The sequence below is a fragment of the Vreelandella sp. H-I2 genome, assembly GCF_052959335.1.
This window is the reverse complement of record NZ_JBRAMC010000007.1, coordinates 217,633-235,051: the sequence shown is the minus strand read 5'-3', so window position 1 is coordinate 235,051 and position 17,419 is coordinate 217,633. Positions and strand designations below refer to the sequence as shown.

General features: G+C 52.9%; 16 protein-coding genes. 9 read left to right on the top strand and 7 right to left on the bottom strand.

The annotated features are described in order from the left end of the window. Positions 1 to 25: 25 nt before the first annotated feature. Positions 26 to 1,561 carry a pyruvate kinase gene (pyk, locus tag ACUVOF_RS17975; protein WP_447045630.1) on the bottom strand — a complete coding sequence of 512 codons (1,536 nt, stop codon included), beginning with the start codon at positions 1,559 to 1,561 and terminating at the stop codon, positions 26 to 28. A gap of 215 nt (positions 1,562 to 1,776) precedes the next feature. Here pyk and gap point away from each other — a divergent pair, with 215 nt between their 5' ends. After that, positions 1,777 to 2,781, top strand: a complete 1,005-nt coding sequence (gene gap / locus ACUVOF_RS17970; protein WP_447045629.1) for a type I glyceraldehyde-3-phosphate dehydrogenase — start codon at positions 1,777 to 1,779, stop codon at positions 2,779 to 2,781. Positions 2,782 to 2,791: 10 nt separating this feature from the next. On the opposite strand, the gene ACUVOF_RS17965 is transcribed toward gap, so the two are convergent. Next, positions 2,792 to 3,823, bottom strand: a complete 1,032-nt coding sequence (locus ACUVOF_RS17965) for a LacI family DNA-binding transcriptional regulator (RefSeq protein ID WP_447045688.1) — start codon at positions 3,821 to 3,823, stop codon at positions 2,792 to 2,794. A 491-nt stretch (positions 3,824 to 4,314) separates the two neighbouring features. On the opposite strand from ACUVOF_RS17965, the gene ACUVOF_RS17960 reads away from it, so the two are divergent. The 4 genes from ACUVOF_RS17960 (at position 4,315) to ACUVOF_RS17945 (ending at position 7,945) form a co-directional block, all read left to right on the top strand. Beyond that, positions 4,315 to 5,814 (top strand): carbohydrate porin, encoded by a 1,500-nt coding sequence (locus tag ACUVOF_RS17960; protein ID WP_447045628.1) that lies wholly within the window; start codon positions 4,315 to 4,317, stop codon positions 5,812 to 5,814. 200 nt (positions 5,815 to 6,014) lie between these two features. Continuing rightward, positions 6,015 to 6,539 carry a DUF3455 domain-containing protein gene (locus ACUVOF_RS17955; RefSeq protein WP_447045627.1) on the top strand — a complete coding sequence of 175 codons (525 nt, stop codon included), beginning with the start codon at positions 6,015 to 6,017 and terminating at the stop codon, positions 6,537 to 6,539. A 117-nt stretch (positions 6,540 to 6,656) separates the two neighbouring features. Next, complete coding sequence (locus ACUVOF_RS17950) at positions 6,657 to 7,211, top strand: sigma-70 family RNA polymerase sigma factor (protein WP_447045687.1); 555 nt, start codon at positions 6,657 to 6,659, stop codon at positions 7,209 to 7,211. Continuing rightward, positions 7,208 to 7,945 carry an anti-sigma factor gene (locus tag ACUVOF_RS17945; RefSeq protein ID WP_447045626.1) on the top strand — a complete coding sequence of 246 codons (738 nt, stop codon included), beginning with the start codon at positions 7,208 to 7,210 and terminating at the stop codon, positions 7,943 to 7,945. The genes ACUVOF_RS17950 and ACUVOF_RS17945 overlap by 4 nt, the downstream gene beginning before the upstream one ends. Here the strand turns inward: ACUVOF_RS17945 and ACUVOF_RS17940 are convergent. Then, on the bottom strand, positions 7,862 to 8,215 hold the full coding sequence (locus ACUVOF_RS17940) for a histidine kinase dimerization/phospho-acceptor domain-containing protein (protein WP_447045625.1): 354 nt from the start codon (positions 8,213 to 8,215) through the stop codon (positions 7,862 to 7,864). The genes ACUVOF_RS17945 and ACUVOF_RS17940 overlap by 84 nt on opposite strands. Before the next feature lie 9 nt (positions 8,216 to 8,224). Further along, positions 8,225 to 9,715, bottom strand: a complete 1,491-nt coding sequence (locus ACUVOF_RS17935) for a TrkH family potassium uptake protein (RefSeq protein WP_447045624.1) — start codon at positions 9,713 to 9,715, stop codon at positions 8,225 to 8,227. 289 nt (positions 9,716 to 10,004) lie between these two features. Here ACUVOF_RS17935 and zwf point away from each other — a divergent pair, with 289 nt between their 5' ends. The 4 genes from zwf to ACUVOF_RS17915 all read left to right on the top strand — a co-directional run bounded on the left by zwf (position 10,005) and on the right by ACUVOF_RS17915 (position 14,782). Beyond that, positions 10,005 to 11,510: a glucose-6-phosphate dehydrogenase gene (gene zwf, locus ACUVOF_RS17930; protein WP_447045623.1), complete on the top strand. Its 1,506-nt coding sequence runs from the start codon at positions 10,005 to 10,007 to the stop codon at positions 11,508 to 11,510. A 1-nt stretch (position 11,511) separates the two neighbouring features. Continuing rightward, positions 11,512 to 12,177: a 6-phosphogluconolactonase gene (gene pgl, locus ACUVOF_RS17925; RefSeq protein ID WP_447045622.1), complete on the top strand. Its 666-nt coding sequence runs from the start codon at positions 11,512 to 11,514 to the stop codon at positions 12,175 to 12,177. Positions 12,178 to 12,263: 86 nt separating this feature from the next. Further along, the gene (locus ACUVOF_RS17920; RefSeq protein ID WP_447045620.1) at positions 12,264 to 12,926 is read left to right on the top strand and encodes a bifunctional 4-hydroxy-2-oxoglutarate aldolase/2-dehydro-3-deoxy-phosphogluconate aldolase; all 663 of its coding nucleotides are present in this window, start codon (positions 12,264 to 12,266) and stop codon (positions 12,924 to 12,926) included. 260 nt (positions 12,927 to 13,186) lie between these two features. Further along, positions 13,187 to 14,782 (top strand): solute:sodium symporter family transporter, encoded by a 1,596-nt coding sequence (locus tag ACUVOF_RS17915; RefSeq protein ID WP_447045619.1) that lies wholly within the window; start codon positions 13,187 to 13,189, stop codon positions 14,780 to 14,782. Between the two features lie 67 nt (positions 14,783 to 14,849). Here the strand turns inward: ACUVOF_RS17915 and ACUVOF_RS17910 are convergent, their stop codons facing one another. The 3 genes from ACUVOF_RS17910 to ACUVOF_RS17900 are packed head-to-tail and all read right to left on the bottom strand — an operon-like array spanning position 14,850 to position 17,406. Beyond that, complete coding sequence (locus tag ACUVOF_RS17910; RefSeq protein WP_447045618.1) at positions 14,850 to 15,746, bottom strand: SMP-30/gluconolactonase/LRE family protein; 897 nt, start codon at positions 15,744 to 15,746, stop codon at positions 14,850 to 14,852. Positions 15,747 to 15,773: 27 nt separating this feature from the next. Continuing rightward, a complete protein-coding gene (locus tag ACUVOF_RS17905) occupies positions 15,774 to 16,394 on the bottom strand; it encodes a 2-dehydro-3-deoxy-6-phosphogalactonate aldolase (protein WP_447045617.1) in 621 nt (206 codons plus the stop codon). A gap of 49 nt (positions 16,395 to 16,443) precedes the next feature. Then, positions 16,444 to 17,406 (bottom strand): 2-dehydro-3-deoxygalactonokinase, encoded by a 963-nt coding sequence (locus ACUVOF_RS17900; protein WP_447045616.1) that lies wholly within the window; start codon positions 17,404 to 17,406, stop codon positions 16,444 to 16,446. Positions 17,407 to 17,419: the final 13 nt, after the last annotated feature.

The window sequence follows — 17,419 nt, the reverse complement described above, 5'->3', positions numbered from 1 at the left end:
TATAGCTCACAACGTTATTGCCCTGCTATTCGCTAGCAAGGGCACCGTTATTCAGAGCAAGAATTTTCATTGTATTGGTACCTCCATGGGCATTCATATGATCGCCACGGGTGAGGATGGCATGTTCGCCTGGGTGTATAAGACCATGGGCTTGTAACCGTTGCAGAGCTTCTTGATCAAGCTCGGTTGGCGCCATATGCGTCGTGTCGAAAGGAATGGAAACAACGCCGCGATAAAGCGCCATGCGCCGTTGGGCGATAGGGTTATGAGCCAAACCGACGATAGGCAGCGCTGAACGAATGCGCGACGCAATGAGTGGCGTATAGCCGGTTGCCGTCATGCAGGCAATGGCGCTAACGCCGGATAGATGGTTGGCGGCATACATCGCCGACAGCGCAATGGTTTCATCGATGCGCTCAAAGCCTTCATGAATGCGGTGGCCTGATTCCTGAGCAAGGCGTTCCCGCTCGGCACCTAAACAGACACGATCCATCGCTTCGATGGTTTCAACCGGATAATCGCCCGCGGCGGTTTCCGCTGAAAGCATGACCGCGTCAGTGGCGTCGAGTACCGCATTGGCCACATCGAAGACTTCGGCGCGGGTCGGCAGCGGCGACTCGATCATCGATTCCATCATTTGGGTAGCGGTAATCACCGCGCGGTTCAAAGTGCGCGCATGCTTGATAATACGCTTCTGGGTGCCAATAAGGGCTGCGTCGCCAATCTCTACGCCCAAATCGCCGCGAGCTACCATGACTGCCTCTGAGGCTTCGATAATGCCATCCAGGGTGGTGTCGTCGGCAACGGATTCGGCACGTTCGAGCTTAGCCACCAAACCGATTTCTTTGCCGCTTTCTCCAAGCAATTCGCGTGCTTCCTGCATGTCAGCAGCACTGCGTGGAAAAGAAACGGCCAAGTAATCAACACCGATTTCAATGGCGGTTTTCAGGTCGGCCTTATCTTTATCGGTGAGGGCGGGCGCGGATAGGCCGCCTCCCTGTTTGTTAATACCTTTATTGTTGGAGAGCTTGCCCCCAACGTGAACACGGGTGTGTACTTCCTGTCCGACTACTTGGGTCACGTCCAATACTAAACGGCCATCGTCGAGCAATAGTCGGTCGCCTTCAGCCACGTCATCGGGCAAGGTTTTGTAATCACAGCCCACCCGCTCTGCAGTGCCGCTATCGGCATCCAGCGCCATATCCAAGACGAAAGCTTGGCCCGCATTAAGCTTGACAGCGCCCTCGACAAAGCGAGCGATACGAATTTTAGGGCCTTGTAAGTCGCCTAATGCGGCAACACTACGTCCTATGCGTTCAGCGATCTCGCGTACTTCGCTTAACCGGCGACGATGATCGTCGGCTGAGCCATGCGAGAAATTAAGCCGTACAACGTCTACGCCTGCTTTCAGCATGGCTTCCAATACGCCGGGGCGATCACTGGCGGGGCCGAGAGTGGCAACAATCTTGGTACGTCTTAAGGGCGTATGGGAATCGAGGGCAGGATTGGAAAGAGGGGGAGTCGAGGCTTGGGCTGCTGTGTTCGAAGTTGCTTTCATCACGTGTGCACTCTCCTAATAACGGGTGTAGTTGTTGGCGATTAAATATTGGACTACGATAGCGCTCATATAGTAATTTTACTACATATCGGATGATTACTAGCCTTTTGGGGCGGTTGTAACGCGATTCATCAGCCTCATGACGCTTAAATACGTATTTTTAGTAAATTTGCTACAAAGTACGCCACTTGCAAACACTGGTTGATTGAGGAGCTATCATGACAATAAGAGTTGCGATTAACGGTTTTGGCCGTATCGGCCGCAATGTGCTGCGCGCCCTTTACGAAAATAACTATCGTGACCGCATTCAGGTGGTTGCTATCAACGACCTGGGCGATCCTTCTTTAAACTCTCACCTGCTGCGTCACGATACCGTGCACGGCCACTTCCCTTTTAAGGTAGAGCATGACGCTGAAAGCATCACGGTGGATGGCGACCGCATTGCGATTTCTTCGGAACGCGATCCGGCACAACTGCCATGGTCAGAACAAAAGATTGATTTGGTGATGGAGTGCACAGGGTTATTTACCAAGCGTGAAGCAGCAGCCAAGCATATTGCTGCTGGCGCCAAGCGTGTTCTGATATCCGCGCCTAGCCCCGATGCTGATGCCACCATTGTTTATGGGGTGAACGACCAAATACTCACCGCGGATCACACGGTTGTTTCCAACGCTTCCTGCACCACCAATTGTTTAGCGCCGGTCGCGAAAGCCTTGAACGATGCAGTTGGTATCGAGAACGGTCTGATGACCACGGTGCACGCCTACACCAATGATCAGAACTTGTCGGATGTTTATCACTCCGACCCTTACCGTGCGCGTAGCGCCACCCATTCCATGATTCCTACCAAAACGGGTGCGGCAGCAGCGGTGGGGATAGTGCTGCCGGAGCTTGCTGGCAAGTTTGACGGACTAGCGGTTCGTGTGCCGGTTATCAATGTTTCACTGGTAGACCTTACTTTCACCGCCAGCCGCGATACGACCAAAGAAGAGATTAACGGCATTGTTGAAAAGGCCGCTGCAAATTCACCAGTACTCGCTGTTAACGCCGAGCCGCTGGTATCTATCGATTTTAACCACGATGCCAACTCATCGACTTTTGACGCCAATCACACGCGTGTGAATGGTCGTCTGGTAAAAATCATGGCGTGGTACGACAACGAGTGGGGTTTCTCCAACCGTATGCTGGATACGGCACTGGCGATGCAGGCGACAGATAAGTAACGTTACTGGCTTAAGGGCAGGTGTCACCTAATATCAACTCAGCTTTTAGCAGCTGCTGGGCAAGAGGCGTTCGGCCCAAGATCATCTGCGCCGCGACCCGCCCCTTGCCGACGCTATCCTGTCGCACCGTGGTTAAACGCGGTGCTCGGTGTTGCCCTTCGGCAATGCCATCGAAACCAGTAATGCGGAGATCTTCGGGCACCCGGATGCCGCGCTGTTCTGCCAGTGTTAGTGCTGTCAGCGCGATGCGATCTGTCATGCACAGCAATAAATCAGGCCGTTGAGCTGCAGGCTGGTCAAGGATCTCAGCAATCACCTGCGAACATACTTCAAACGTATTCTCTTCGATATTCCATAGTGGCACCTGCGTTGTATCCACGCCCTGTTCAGTCAGTGCGGCATGAAAACCTGCCAAGCGTGCCCGGCTAGGCGTGCCAGTGTCGGATAACAGAGTGTGCTCAGGCTTGATCTGGCCATTGTGATGCTCCTTGGTTAAACGCAAATTGATGATAGCCGGACGCTTGGGCGGAGTGCGAAGTGCATGCATAGCGATTATGTAGCTGGCAGCGGTGTCATCGATATGTACCGTCGGGCAGCCTTCAATATTAAAATCGACCGATACCAAGGGGCGCTGATTGGGCAGCTCGTTGAGCAGTTTGTTATTTGTCATTGAGCCGTAAACGATAAAACCGTCGGCGATATTTGCAGCGCCGGGCGGCTGCGAGGCGTGATTGCGGCCGGTAAGTAGTAATAGCGTATGGCCGTGGGCATCGAGGACTTCGGCGACACCCGATAGAAACTCGCTAGACACGGCATCGTTCAAACTGTAGGGAAGGCTCTCAGCAAGAATTACCGCAATAATCCGCGAGCGACCGGTGCGCAGGCTACGCGCTTTGGCGTCGGGGCCGCTATAACCTAGCCGTTTGGCTTCCTTTAGCACGCGCTCACGCAGCGCCGGTGATAGCTGGTCGGGTCGGTTAAAAGCATTGGAAATCGTTGCAGTGGAGACGCCGAGTTCCTGCGCAAGGTCCTTGAGAGTCATTTGGCGTTGATCAGGCACGATGCCTCCTATAAAAACTAATTATTAATAAGCTATTTAGTTGAATACTGGTCACAAAATAATCCGAACCCCTCTGTGCGCGGCGCCGCCCTGATCATAAACGAAGGGTACGATAGACAACTATTAAAATGCTCGAATTCTCGCTTGGATATCTCGCCTTAGACATTGGTCGCTAATCAGCCTTTGGCAGTTGGTAATTAATGACTTAATCGATTAAGTTTTGTCTATCTTTCCCTAACAGTGGTTGCTCACGGTGGGCGAGTTGCGAAAGGGAGAGTGCCAACACCATGCTCATAGACGGCGTATCTAAACGATTTTTCTTAATCGATTAAGGTAAGGTGCTTTAAAAAATAAGAGCCTAAAGCTGGAGGCATGTTTTCGCCCCATAAAGGCAGGGCAATAGAGCGGGAACGGGCCTTTAAAAGCGTGGTATCAAACAACAGCTAGCTAATAACAATAGGGTATTCGTAATAATGCATAACATGACATTCAAGACGCCGTTAGCGATTGCCATTGCCGTCGCAAGCATGGGGATGAGTGTTGTCGCTTCGGCACAGATGACGATGGAACAGCGCCTTGCAGAATTGGAAGCGCGCATTGAAGCGGCGGAGCAGCGGGCCGATGCCGCCGAGCGCCGTGCCGAGGTTGCCGAGCGGTCCCAGGCCGTGCCGGAAAACGACGCAGAAATCGAAGAGCGCCTAGCACGGGTGGAGCGTTACGCCGATGGCGAAGAAGGATTCTCGTTTAATGTTTATGCCCGCTCAGGGTTGCTGATTGGCGAAGATGGCAAAAGCGAAAATGCTGGCCCCTATTTAACCCCCGCGGGCGGTGAGGGCGGCGCCGTTGGTCGTTTGGGTAATGAGCCTGATACCTACGCGGAAGCTATTTTCAATTACCGTATGCAATTTGATAACGGCGCCAAAGCGCTATACCGCACCATGATTGCTGACGGTACGACTTCCAGCAATGATTGGACAGGCGGTGAATCGGATATCAACGTGCGCCAGGTTTTTGCCGAATTCAGTGATCTTCCCAGTTTTACCGGCGTATTTGAAGATGCTTCTATTTGGGCCGGTAAGCGCTTTGATCGAGACAACTTCGATATTCACTGGCTCGACAGCGACGTGATTTTCCTCGCCGGTACCGGGGGTGGTATTTATGACATGCAACTGGCTGATAACTGGAAATCCAACCTTTCGATTTATGGGCGTAGTTTTGCCGACTTTGAGTTGGTAAGCAGTGAAGATCCTGGCCTTGAAGGCGATACCGACAACCTGATTTTGACCTCCAATAACTATTTTGGTAACTGGCAGTGGATGGTTAACGGTATGTCTGCTGCTGATAATGACGAGCGCGATATTGGTGTAGGCCAAACCGCCGCCGATACAGGCTTCCACACCATGATTGCTTATCACGGTGACAGTTTCTTCGGCATGGGCGAAGGTAGCTTCAAGGCGGCAGTACTGCATGGCCAGGGACTCGGCGCCGAGACCAAAAACATTGGTGCGCGCGGTGAGCTAACGGATGACGCTACCGCCACCCGTCTGGCGATCTACGGCACTACCTATATTGCCCCTCAGTGGCGTGTAGCGCCCTCTATATTGGCTGAAACCAGCGAAGACCGTTATGTCCAGGGCGACAAGTACAACTGGGCAGGCCTTAACGTCCGCCTGGCAAATGAGCTAACGCAAAACTTTGAAATGCAGTACGAAGCTGGCTATCAATGGATGGATCTTGATCCGCAGGGCTATAACGGGCGTAACGTGGTAGACGGTGGCTTCAGCAAGTTCACAATCGCACCTACCTTCAAACCTGAAGTAGGTGGCTTCTGGCAGCGCCCTGAGATCCGTCTGTTTACTACCTTCAGCGATTGGGATGACGACCTGAACAATTATGGCGCAAGCTCATTAGGTAATGAAGGTTTTACCGGCGGACAGTGGACCTTCGGTGTTCAGACTGAGGTGTGGTTCTAAGCTATGCGAGACTAGCTTGTAGCTGTTTCTCTTTCATTGCTCTTTGCCCGCGACCTGTCGCGGGCTTTTTATTGAGATAATAGAAAAGCAAAAGTGTCCGTTTTTTTTCAATAAAAGTGCATCCAATACGTCTCCTCGCGGGTAATCCCTATACCGCTGCTATTGATGGCGGCTGATAAAAATCTTTTAGGAGACTGAAAATGACCATCCAACCTCTTACGCGTGCAACACTCGCCGCTACCTTGATTGCCTCCTTCAGTCACGTCGCGATGGCCGACATGACGCCCGCGGACGTCCAGGTGCCGGGCGGTAATACCGTCGCCCTCGAAACCGTGGGTGTTGGTGCTATTACCTACATGTGCGAAACCAAGGACGACGGCAATATGGGCTGGGTATTCAAAGGCCCCCACGCTGCACTGAACGACAGTGAAGGCACACAAGTGGGAAGCTACTACGGCCCGCCCGCTACCTGGGAGGCGCTGGATGGTTCAAAAATTACCGGTACTCAGCTAGCCACGGCAACCAATGGTGATGGCAACATTCCGCTACAGCTTGTCGAAGCCAACCCCGCGGAAGGTGAAGGCGCAATGACCGGCGTTAGCTACATTCAAAGGCTGAATACCCAGGGTGGGGTTGCACCTGATGTGGCCTGTGATATGGATCATGAGGGTGCGATCGCCGTAGTGACCTACCAAGCCGATTACCACTTCTGGACGGCTGAATAAGTCGGCAAAAGTGCTAATTCAACTGGGGCTCGTTTGGCGAGTCCCTAGCGGCTATGCTGTTTGCGAGAACGACGACCGGCGTCGGTGCCGTCACCAGGGAGCTGAGGTTTGACTGACGTGTCTTCAGAATTTGATCATGCTGCTGCATTGGCTAACTGTGCTCGTGGCGAGCATAACGCTTTGCACCAACTCTATGTACATGAGGGTGCCCGACTACTAGGCGTAGTCATAAGAATCGTCAAAGATCGTGGTATGGCCGAGGATATTGTCCACGATGCCTGTCTTAATATTTGGCAGCGTGCCGATAGTTTTGATCCCGCTAAGGGATCCGCGCGAACGTGGATATTTAGCGTGGCGCGTCACCTGGCACTGAACGCCATCCGTTATCGCGACCGTGAAGTCACTTTTGATAGTCACGATCCCACCGAATTAGATCTCGATGAACATTTTCAGCACACCTCTGTTGCCGATGAAGCCTTCGATTGGCAAACCGGCCAGCGGATGGATAGCTGTTTGGAAGCGCTTGAGCCGGAGCGGCGTAACTGCGTACTCCATGCCTATGTTGACGGACTTAGTCACGCGGAAATTGCTGCGCATACCGGCGCGCCGCTGGGAACCGTAAAAGCCTGGATAAAACGCAGTTTGCTGCGCCTACGGGAGTGTATGGCATGACCCGTCCCAGTCAGAACGAACACGAAGACGACCATACTTTAGCGGGTGAATACGTGCTGGGTACGCTGTCGTTAGAGCAGCGTAAGGCGCTAGAGGCCCGGCTACCTAACGAGCCTGAATTGCATAAAGCCGTGATGGCTTGGGAAGAACGTTTCTTGCCCTATACCGCTATCACCGACCCGGTAACGCCTTCTGACAATTTATGGCCGCGTATTGAGCGCAGCTTAGCGTCACAGGAAGCGCTTGCTAAGCGTGCTCGACCTGCCTCTGTCGTGCCGCCAAGACCTCGCCGCATGCTGCACAGCCTGCCGCTTTGGCGCGGCGCTGCCGGGTTTGGCTTAGCGGCGGCGTTAGTATTGGGCGTGATGCTGGCCAATGAAGTCACTGAACCGACGACCCCCGAGTACATGGTGGTTCTGCTTGCTCCGCAAACACAGTCAGCGGGTTGGGTAGTGCAGGCCTCATCGCGCCAGGAAATCGAGCTGATCCCGTTGGGCACTTTCGAAGTACCCGAAGGTAAAGCGCTAGAGTTTTGGACCAAAGCAGATGAGTGGCAGGCGCCGGTGTCATTGGGGTTGGTGGAGCCAGGGCAGCCGATCCGTTTGCGCTTGGATGAACTACCGCCCCTTGAGGATAACCAGCTATTTGAGCTAACGCTGGAAGATGACACTGGTTCGGCCACCGGCCTGCCCACCGGGCCGATTGAGTTTATTGGCCGCGCGGTAGAGATTTAGCCTCTCAAAAGCGCCAATTAAAAGAACGTTAAACCCTAGTAGCTCGAAGCGATCCTGCTGGGTTAGCTGTGCATCCAGTGTACGTAGCGAGATGGCTGCACCAATAATTGACGCCAGTGGGGTACGCAGGTCATGGGAAGCCGATGAAAGTAGTGCCGAACGCAGCCTTTCTTGCTCTTCAGCCAACTGCGCGGCGCTAAGCTCTAATAGACGTCGGCGACTATTCCTGCGAGCTTGTTTGCTAAGCGGCATGACATTATCGCCCTTCATGGTGATTCACTAGCGCCGCCAGAACATCGGCGTCAGCAATACCACGACGGTCAGTATCTCTAGGCGCCCCATCAGCATGCCAATGCATAGAAGCCACTTCGCTGCGTCAGGCAACGATGAGAAATTACCGGCGGGGCCAATGATATCGCCAAGCCCGGGCCCTACATTGGTCACCGCGGTGGCGGCGCCGGAAAGCGCAGTGACTAAATCCAGCCCCAGCGCGGATAGGCTGAGTGCCAGGGCTGCGATGGTGATAAAGAAGAAAAATGAGAACGCCACGACGCTGCGCGAAATATCGTTAGTCACCGGTTGGTGGTTATAGCGATTAGTAAAAACGCCGTTGGCATGAATTAAATACCGCAGTTGGTTTTGCAGCATTAACGTAGCAATTTGGAAGCGGAAAATTTTCATCCCGCCGCTGGTCGAGCCGCTGCAGCCACCTACAAAGGTCAGGTAGAAAAAGGCGGCCACCGGCAGCGCTCCCCACAGCGTATAATCATCAGAGGCGTAGCCGGTGGTGGTCACTACGGAGACCACATTAAAAGTGACATGGGTTAACGACACAAACCAGTTATCGCCGTGCAGGACTCGCCAAGCGCTGAGCACTAAAATCGCAGCCATTAAAAGCTTCAAAAGGCCACGAACCTGCTGGTCTTTCCACAGAGCATCACGTGATGAGCGTATAAAGCGGATATAAAGCACAAACGGTAATGCGCCGCTGAGCATAAATAAGCTCGCCATCCAAAGTAGCCACGGCTGCTCGCTGTAAGCGCCGAAGGAGGCGTCTGAGTTCGCAAAACCGCCGGTAGAGAGGGAGCTCATACCATGGACGGTGGCGTCCAACAGCGTCATTCCGCCAAACCAGTAACTGCCAATCGCGAACAAGGTGAGGCTGACATAAATCGTTAACGTCGCTTTAGCGATACCGCCAGTGCGTGGCATGACTTTATCCGACCAGTCGGATGATTCGGTATGAAACAGCCGCATACCGCCGACTTTCAGAAAAGGCAGAATGGCAATGCCCATCACGATAATGCCAATGCCCCCCATCCACTGCATCAGCCCTCGCCATAGCTTCAAGCCATCGGAGAAGTGTTCAATACCGACCAAAATGGTAGAGCCGGTGGTCGTAATCGCCGATACCGATTCAAACACAGCGTTCGTGAAGGTTAATTGAGGAGCACCCAGTATTAACGGTAGGCTGGCAAAGCCGCTAATTGTGACCCAACTCGCCGCAGTCAGGATAAACATCTGCCAGGGCTTGAGTTCCAGCGATGCCCGATAGGTAAGTAGCCAGGTCAGCGCGGCTGCGCTGATGATTATCAGCACGGAAACAGCAAAGGCGGGCGCATCTGGATCATTTTCAAGAAGCAATACAACCAGGGGTACCAGCATAAACGTGGCTAGCACAATCCAGAGAATCGAGATGATTTTAAAGACAGGCGCCCAATGTCGATAAATATCCCTGCTACGATAAACCCATGGTGTGAACGGTGTCATATGCCCAGCTCGTGATTTAGTATTCTTAACATGAGCTATAACATCATGTTCTTCCATAAAAAATCCGTAAAAAATACAGTTGTATTGAAGACGTTTACCGAAAACCACGCGATGCCCATTAGCTTTTTTTATCCTGCGAAGGCGTCGTGTAGATTTTAAAGTACTCCTTTATCATTACGGATTATTTTTGTAGTAAAATTACACGAATTATTGCGTATAATGCCCACTTTACGGTAGATTTTAGGTAATCTAACTACATTAGATAGCCTAATTATAAATAGGAGCAACGATGAGCCAGTCCAATGCTTCCCAAGGTGCTGCGCTTGGTGATCCGAATTACGCTATTGATTTAGCGCTTTTTGGAGCGCTGGGTGATCTTGCCATGCGCAAGCTATTCCCTGCTTTATACCATCTTGATCGCGAAGGTTTGATGCCTGAAAGCACGCGCATTATGGGACTGGCTCGCCAAGAGCACGATGCGGTGTCTTTTCGGCAACGGGTAAACGAAGCGCTGCAGAAGCGGCTGAAAAGCAGCGAACAAGACGAGCAGAGCCTTGAGCGTTTTCTCGCGCGCTTAGATTATTTAAAACTCGATTTCTCCAGTGTCGATGGGTATGACGCTATTCGCCAGTGGCGAAAGGGCTCGCCTCGTCCCATGGTGGTTTATCTTTCTGTCGGTGCGCGGATTTATGGCGATATTTGCCGACACCTACAGACCAGCAAAAGCCTGGATGAAGAGTCCCGCGTCGTGGTTGAAAAACCCATCGGCTACGATCTGCACTCCTCGGTTGAAATTAACGACGCTATTGGCGAGGTGTTTCCCGAGTCACGTATCTATCGTATCGACCACTATTTGGGCAAAGAGACCGTACAGAACTTGATTGCACTGCGCTTTGCCAATCCGCTATTTGGCACCCAGTGGAACCAAAACAATATCTCCCATGTGGAGATTACCGTTGCTGAAAAAGTAGGTATCGAAGGGCGCTGGGGCTATTTTGATGAGGCAGGTCAACTGCGCGATATGGTGCAAAACCACTTATTGCAGCTGCTATGTTTAATTGCAATGGATCCTCCCTCTAATTTGGACGCTGACGCCATTCGCGATGAGAAGGTAAAGGTTCTAAAAGCCCTTAAACCCTTTGTGGGCGAAGCGCTTGGGCGCGATGTGGTTCGTGGCCAGTACATCGCGGGGACCAGCGATGGCCAGTCAGTGCCTGGGTATTTAGAAGAAGAGGATGCCAATACCCAGAGCCAGACCGAAACGTTTGTGGCTATGAAAACCGAGGTGTTTAACTGGCGTTGGGCGGGCGTGCCCTTCTATTTGCGCACCGGTAAACGCATGCCGGAGAAACTGTCGCAGATTGTGATTCACTTCCGTCAGCAGCCACACTATATCTTCGATCCGGATCAGCGTGGCATCGCTTCAAATAAACTCATTATTCGTCTACAGCCGGAAGAGGGCATCGCTCTGCAGGTATTAACGAAAGACAGCGGCCTGGACAAAGGCATGCGCCTACGCCCCGGCCCGCTGCACCTGGACTTCAATAGCGCCTTTCCCAAATCGCGGATACCCGATGCCTACGAACGCCTGTTGCTGGAGGTAATGAAAGGGCAGCAGTACCTGTTCGTTAGACGCGATGAAATCGAACACGCCTGGCGCTGGTGCGATCAGTTAATCGACGGTTGGAAAAAACGCGATACGCCGCCACGCCGCTATCCGGCAGGCTCCTGGGGGCCCGTTGCGTCTATCGCCATGATCACCCAAGACGGCCGCAGCTGGTACGAGGATTATTAATATGAGCCAAGTTCGCCAACAGCTCGCCGAGCAGCTTGCCGAAGCGGTGTTTCAAGCCCTTCAAGAAGATTTGAACCATCAAGAGCGTGTTTTATTAGTTGTCTCTGGCGGCTCAACGCCGGTGCCCTTTTTTAAAGCGCTGGCGGCGAAAACACTGCCCTGGGAGCGCATTGATGTCACTCTTGCCGATGAGCGCTGGGTAGAGGAAAAAAGCAGCGACAGCAACGCCAAATTGGTTCGTGAGCATCTTCTTCAAGGCGAAGCGAAGGCGGCTAATTTTATACCGTTAACTTGCGCGACACAGACTCCTGAAGAAGGTGTAGAGGAAGTAGCCAAGCGAACGTCTTCCCTGGCATGGCCTGCTAGTGTCGTGGTTTTAGGCATGGGCGGCGATGGTCACACTGCCTCACTATTTCCTGACAGCCGTGAGTTAGACCTGGCACTTGCCACCGATGAGTTGCTGGTGGCTGTGCGTACTCCTAGCCAGCCACAGCCGCGGATAACATTTTCAGCCGACCGACTGCATCAGGCACGTCGCCATGTTTTGCATATTACCGGGGACGATAAACGTGCCGTATTGGCCAAAGCATTAAGCGGCGACGACGTGCGCCAACTGCCTATACGCGTTTTCTTAACCTGCCCACTGGCGATTTATTGGGCGCCTTAAGGCCAATTCTTAAAGCTTAGTCCGTAAAGATTTGCCTTTGAGAAGTAGCCGCCTTAGCCAATAATAATTTGCTTGGAGTCTCACTAATGACTATCGAAAAACAGTTACCGTCCACACGCACCGCAGAGCTTGATAGCATTTGCTCGAAAGCCGAGGTTATTCCTGTCATCACTATTGAGCGCCTGGAAGACGCCGTGCCGTTGGGGCGAGCGTTGGTAGAGGGCGGGCTAACTGTGCTGGAAATCACCCTGCGCACCGACTGTGCTCTAGAAGCAGTCAAGCGCATGCGTGAAGCGCTGCCGGGCGCGAGCATTGGCGTGGGGACGGTATTAACACCGGCGCAGTACCGCCAGGCTGAACAAGTGGGCGCCGATTTCGTTGTTACGCCTGGCGCGACGGAGGCGCTTTATCGGTATGGTGTTGAAAGCCCAGTGCCGATGCTGCCGGGCGTATCCACAATTTCTGAACTGATGACCGGCTGGCAGTATGGCTACCGCCGGTTTAAGTTCTTTCCTGCGGAATCCAGCGGCGGCGCCAAAGCAATCAAAGCGTTTGGCGCCCCCATTCCTGAGGCACGTTTTTGCCCGACGGGCGGCATCACAGTTGACAACGCTGATGACTATTTATCGTTGCCAAATGTTATATGCGTCGGCGGTTCATGGTTGACGCCTAAAGGGATGGTGGAAGCGGAAGATTGGGATGGCATTCGTGAACTGGCCCGCCAAGCAGCTGAGCGTTTTCATCATTAAATAAGCGGTAGTTGCCCAACTTCGCACAGTGTTCGACGTAGCCCCAGTTTATGTTTTTAAACGTTAGTTTTTAAAAGCATAACTGGGGCTTTTGTTGAGTTTTACGGCTTTTTGAACGCTTCATAAATTGTATAAGACCAAAGGCGTATAACGGGCTAAATTTAGCTCAACTAAAATAGCTATACGATTTGTCTGACATTTCGCTATACGCGCATACAGTATCGTGCGTGCCACTTATAATGATGATGAGGTGAGTCAAAATGCACGCGTTGACCCTGGCGTCCTTCCTGTTTTTTACAGGACTTGTCGCCTTTATCACTTGGCGTATCACCCGCCGAGATGACCACTCAAGCACCAGCGGCTACTTTCTCGCTGGACGTACTCTAACCTTCCCATTGATCGCCGGCTCCTTGCTGATGACCAACCTCTCCACCGAACAAATGGTGGGGCTTAACGGCGCTGCTTTTGCCGATGGTTTGAGCGTCATGGCCTGGGAAGTAGTGGCGGTCATTGCGCTGGTGGCATTGGCGCTATTTTTTCTACCCCGCTTTTTGAAAAGCGGTATTGCTACGCTACCGCAGTTACTCGAAATTCGTTTCGACAAAGATACCCAGCTAATCACAAACATTATCTTTTTGATTGCTTATGCCGTTATTCTTTTGCCGATTATTCTCTATTCGGGTGCTATAGGTTTGCAGGGGATGCTCGACCTCCAGGGGCTAACCGGCATTGAGTCTTCTACGACATTGCTATGGTTAACGGTCTGGATTGTCGGCATTATCGGGTCGGTGTATGCACTGTTTGGCGGGCTACGTACGGTAGCGGTTTCCGATACCCTTAACGGTGTTGGCCTATTGATTGGCGGTTTCGTTATTGTCTATTTCGGCTTGCAGGCCGTCAGTGACGGTACTGGCGTTATGGAAGGCTGGAATATCCTTAAAGAGAGCGACCCGGAGAAGCTTAATTCGATTGGCGGCTCCGAGCAGCAAGTGCCATTTTTCACCCTATTTACCGGCGTTTTCTTCATTAACCTTTTCTACTGGAGCACTAACCAGCAGATTATCCAACGCACCTTTGCAGCGAAGAACCTTGCTGAAGGGCAAAAGGGCGTCCTGTTGACCGGTCTCTTCAAGCTGCTAGGGCCGCTGTACCTAGTGTTGCCGGGTATCATTGCATATCACCTTTATGCCGACCAGGGCGTACGGGCCGATGAGGCCTATGGTCACTTGGTGTTCAATGTACTACCACCTTATCTAACCGGGTTTTTCGCTGCGGTCATGGTTGGCGCGATTTTGTCGTCGTTTAACTCGGCACTGAACAGCACCACCACGATTTTCAGTCTAGGTATCTATAAAGGCGTACTGAATAAGGACGCTACAGAAGCGCAGGTTGTTAAGTCGGGCAAGGTGTTTGGCTGGATCATGGCTATTATCACCATGATCATTGCGCCGCTGCTGGCAGGCCAGGAGAGCCTGTTTGGCTATCTGCAAAAAATGAACGCGATTTACTTTATTCCAATCCTGGCGGTGGTACTGGTCGGGCTGTTAACGAAGCGCGTTCCTCCCATGGCGGCTAAAATTGGCTTGGTAGGTGGCTGCTTATTGATTGCCGCAGGCTATTTTGTACCGCCGTTTACCCTATTACCGCAGATAATGCATGAGTTCCACTTTGTGGCGCTAGTCTTCGTGCTGTTGGTAGTGATGATGCTGATTATTGGCAAGGTTTGCCCAAGGGAAACGGACTGGATTCAGGAACACAGTGGGGATGTGGATCTAACGCCCTGGAAAGGCGCCGTGCCCGCCGGGATCGTTTTGGTGGTATTGGTAATCGTTATGTACATTAGCTTCGCTGGCTAAGCGACGATTGTCGGGAATGAGGCCGCGTCGTTGCGAGGAGCGCAGCGACGCGGCAACGCCAACAAATTTATTCTAGACGCAGCAGTGGATCTGCTAGCCCTTTAACACCGGTTTCGACGACATAAAGCGAGCCGGCGGTTGGCTCCTGGGCAAGCTGTTCAGCGCTAAACCCCTCTTGGGCCGTTGTGATATACAGCGTTTTGAGGTCCTGACTAGCAAAGGCTGAGCAAGAAGGTTGGCTGACGGGAAGCTCAACACGACCGATAACTTGGCCGTTATTGTCCAGACGAACAACCCGGCCCGCGCCCCAAAGGGCCAGCCATAGGCAGCCTTCGCTATCCACTACCGCGCCATCAGGATTGCCTGTTGTTGAGGAAAAGTCTGCCCAGGGCTGCGGTTCACCTTGGGGCCAACCCTCACTGTCGAGCGACCAGCGCATAACCACGCCCGTCACTGTGTCGGTAAACCAGGCAAACTTGCCATCAGCCGAGAAACAGATGGCATTGGGTATCGTCAGGTTTGAGCGCAAACGTGTGAGCCTACCGCGATGCAGGCGGTAAAGGCTGCCTGCGTTTTTTTCAGCGGCTTTTCCCATGGTGGAAAGCCATAAGCTGCCGTGACGATCCACACGGGCATCATTGCTACGGGTGATAGGGTTATCGGCTTCAAAATCACAAAACGTTTCAGTACTGCCGTTGCTTGGATCGAAGCGGCTCAAGCGGTCTTCACCGACTAGTAGCAGGCCGCCGCCATCGAGTGGAGCGGCCAGCGATACCATATGATCAAGCTGGTAATGACCACTATCTCCGCTGACAGGTGACAACCAGTGCAGTCGTTGTTCGAGAATATCGCACCAATAGAGACGTTTGTTATCAGCGTCCCATTGAGGGCCTTCACCCAGGGTGCAGCGACAATCGACCGCTAATTCGGCCTGCCACGCTGAATCACTCATGTCGGTATGCATTTTAGTTTGTTCTCCTTATTGTTTTCGTTATTGTTCTCCCGCTTGCCAAGCGTCGACCAGTGCCTGCGCCTGTTGACCTACCTGAGAGGCACTTTGGCCGGGTCTGTATAAGGCGCTGCCAAGACCAGCGCCATCGACGCCTGCAGCGCGCCACTGGGCAAAGTTTTCGACGCCTACGCCGCCCACTGCATATAAAAGTGTACCTGGCGGTAGTACCGCGCGTACGGCTTTCATACCTTCTAACCCAACCTGTACTGCCGGGAATAATTTAAGCCCGGTAGCGCCTGCATCGAGTGCATCGAAGGCTTCGGAAGGTGTGACAATGCCTGGCCAACTTGCCATGCCAAGCCGGTGCGTTTCTTCTATCACCGCGGGTCGGCAGTTGGGCGAAACGATTAATCGTCCTCCAGCGTCGTACACATCGCGCACTTGAGCAACCGTCAGTACCGTGCCTGCGCCAACCAATGCGCGTTCCCCAAAAGCATTCACCAACAGACGAATGCTTTCCAGTGGGTTGGGTGAGTTGAGCGGCACCTCAATTTTCGTAATCCCCGCGGCCAGCACCGCTCCTGCGATTTCAACGACTTCTTCGGGGGTAACACCACGCAAAATACCAATCAGTGGCAGTGACATAGGCAATCTCTCCATTTTATGTACGGTACAACTTATGTAGGGCACAACGACGGCAGCCTCAAACCTATAACGCATGGTGGGCTAGCCGTAAGCCCGCAAGCACCGCCATATCGCCATCCAAATGCTGCGTCTGATAGCCGATCGTATTCAGTGCCACGGTATAGCGTTGGCAAAGGGCTTGACCGCCAATCAACATGATTGGCTCATCGTTAGAGCGCTGACGACAGGCGCCGGAGAGTTCAAGGCCGATGGCAAGACCCGAAAGCCTTGCAGCAAGTGCTGCTCCGCGCATCTTCCCAGTAGGAAGCTGGCTATCGAGTAAATCTTGCGCGCGCAGGCCAAAAAGGCGGCTGCTGAATGCTTCGGGCGCTTCATAACTCTCTTTGGCTGCTGCAGTAAAAGTGTCAAGACAAACCGCGTCGTTCAGGTCGTCATTGCCAATAGAGTGCTGCAAAACCGATTGGCGCGCTAGCAACTGGTAAAGCTCACCGGTTAGATAGGTAGTGAACTGAGTGACGGCGCCAGCTTCAAGCGTTGCCCATTTGGCGTGGGTGCCAGGTAGGCAGGCGAGGCCCGAAAAATCTGGTCTCTCGGCGACCAAGCCTGCCAGTTGGGTCTCTTCACCGCGCATCACATCAAAGTTCGTCGTGGCACTGCGGGTTTGGCTTAATCCCGGGAGCAGATAAACACGTAACTGGCTGCCCGTCAGCATGGGCGTTACCGCACCCAGGCTGAGTTGGTCAAGCCGCGTGGGTACCGGCAAATAGGCGGCTTCCAGCCAGCCCTGGCGGGCACCCGCCATACCGCATATCATTACATCAACCTGGCCAGTGGTGGGCAACCAGTTGCCCACCAGCCGCAGCAGTTCGGTTTCATACTCATTGGCCTTTAGTGACAGCATGCCCTTATCGCTATTGGCTTGGCTAATCACTTGGTCGTCTTTATCCAACCCCCAGGCACGCAGGTTGCTGGAACCCCAGTCCACAGCAATCCACGCTAGGCTATTTAATGCCTTGTTTGTACTCATCAGCTTGCTCTCA

Coding starts and splice junctions, on each gene's coding strand:
- gap (WP_447045629.1), top strand. CDS start 1,777: ATGACAATAAGAGTTGCGATTAACGGTTTTGGCCGTATCGGCCGCAAT.
- ACUVOF_RS17965 (WP_447045688.1), bottom strand. CDS start 3,823: ATGACTCTCAAGGACCTTGCGCAGGAACTCGGCGTCTCCACTGCAACG.
- ACUVOF_RS17960 (WP_447045628.1), top strand. CDS start 4,315: ATGCATAACATGACATTCAAGACGCCGTTAGCGATTGCCATTGCCGTC.
- ACUVOF_RS17955 (WP_447045627.1), top strand. CDS start 6,015: ATGACCATCCAACCTCTTACGCGTGCAACACTCGCCGCTACCTTGATT.
- ACUVOF_RS17945 (WP_447045626.1), top strand. CDS start 7,208: ATGACCCGTCCCAGTCAGAACGAACACGAAGACGACCATACTTTAGCG.
- ACUVOF_RS17940 (WP_447045625.1), bottom strand. CDS start 8,215: ATGAAGGGCGATAATGTCATGCCGCTTAGCAAACAAGCTCGCAGGAAT.
- ACUVOF_RS17935 (WP_447045624.1), bottom strand. CDS start 9,715: ATGACACCGTTCACACCATGGGTTTATCGTAGCAGGGATATTTATCGA.
- zwf (WP_447045623.1), top strand. CDS start 10,005: ATGAGCCAGTCCAATGCTTCCCAAGGTGCTGCGCTTGGTGATCCGAAT.
- pgl (WP_447045622.1), top strand. CDS start 11,512: ATGAGCCAAGTTCGCCAACAGCTCGCCGAGCAGCTTGCCGAAGCGGTG.
- ACUVOF_RS17920 (WP_447045620.1), top strand. CDS start 12,264: ATGACTATCGAAAAACAGTTACCGTCCACACGCACCGCAGAGCTTGAT.
- ACUVOF_RS17915 (WP_447045619.1), top strand. CDS start 13,187: ATGCACGCGTTGACCCTGGCGTCCTTCCTGTTTTTTACAGGACTTGTC.
- ACUVOF_RS17910 (WP_447045618.1), bottom strand. CDS start 15,746: ATGCATACCGACATGAGTGATTCAGCGTGGCAGGCCGAATTAGCGGTC.
- ACUVOF_RS17905 (WP_447045617.1), bottom strand. CDS start 16,394: ATGGAGAGATTGCCTATGTCACTGCCACTGATTGGTATTTTGCGTGGT.
- ACUVOF_RS17900 (WP_447045616.1), bottom strand. CDS start 17,406: ATGAGTACAAACAAGGCATTAAATAGCCTAGCGTGGATTGCTGTGGAC.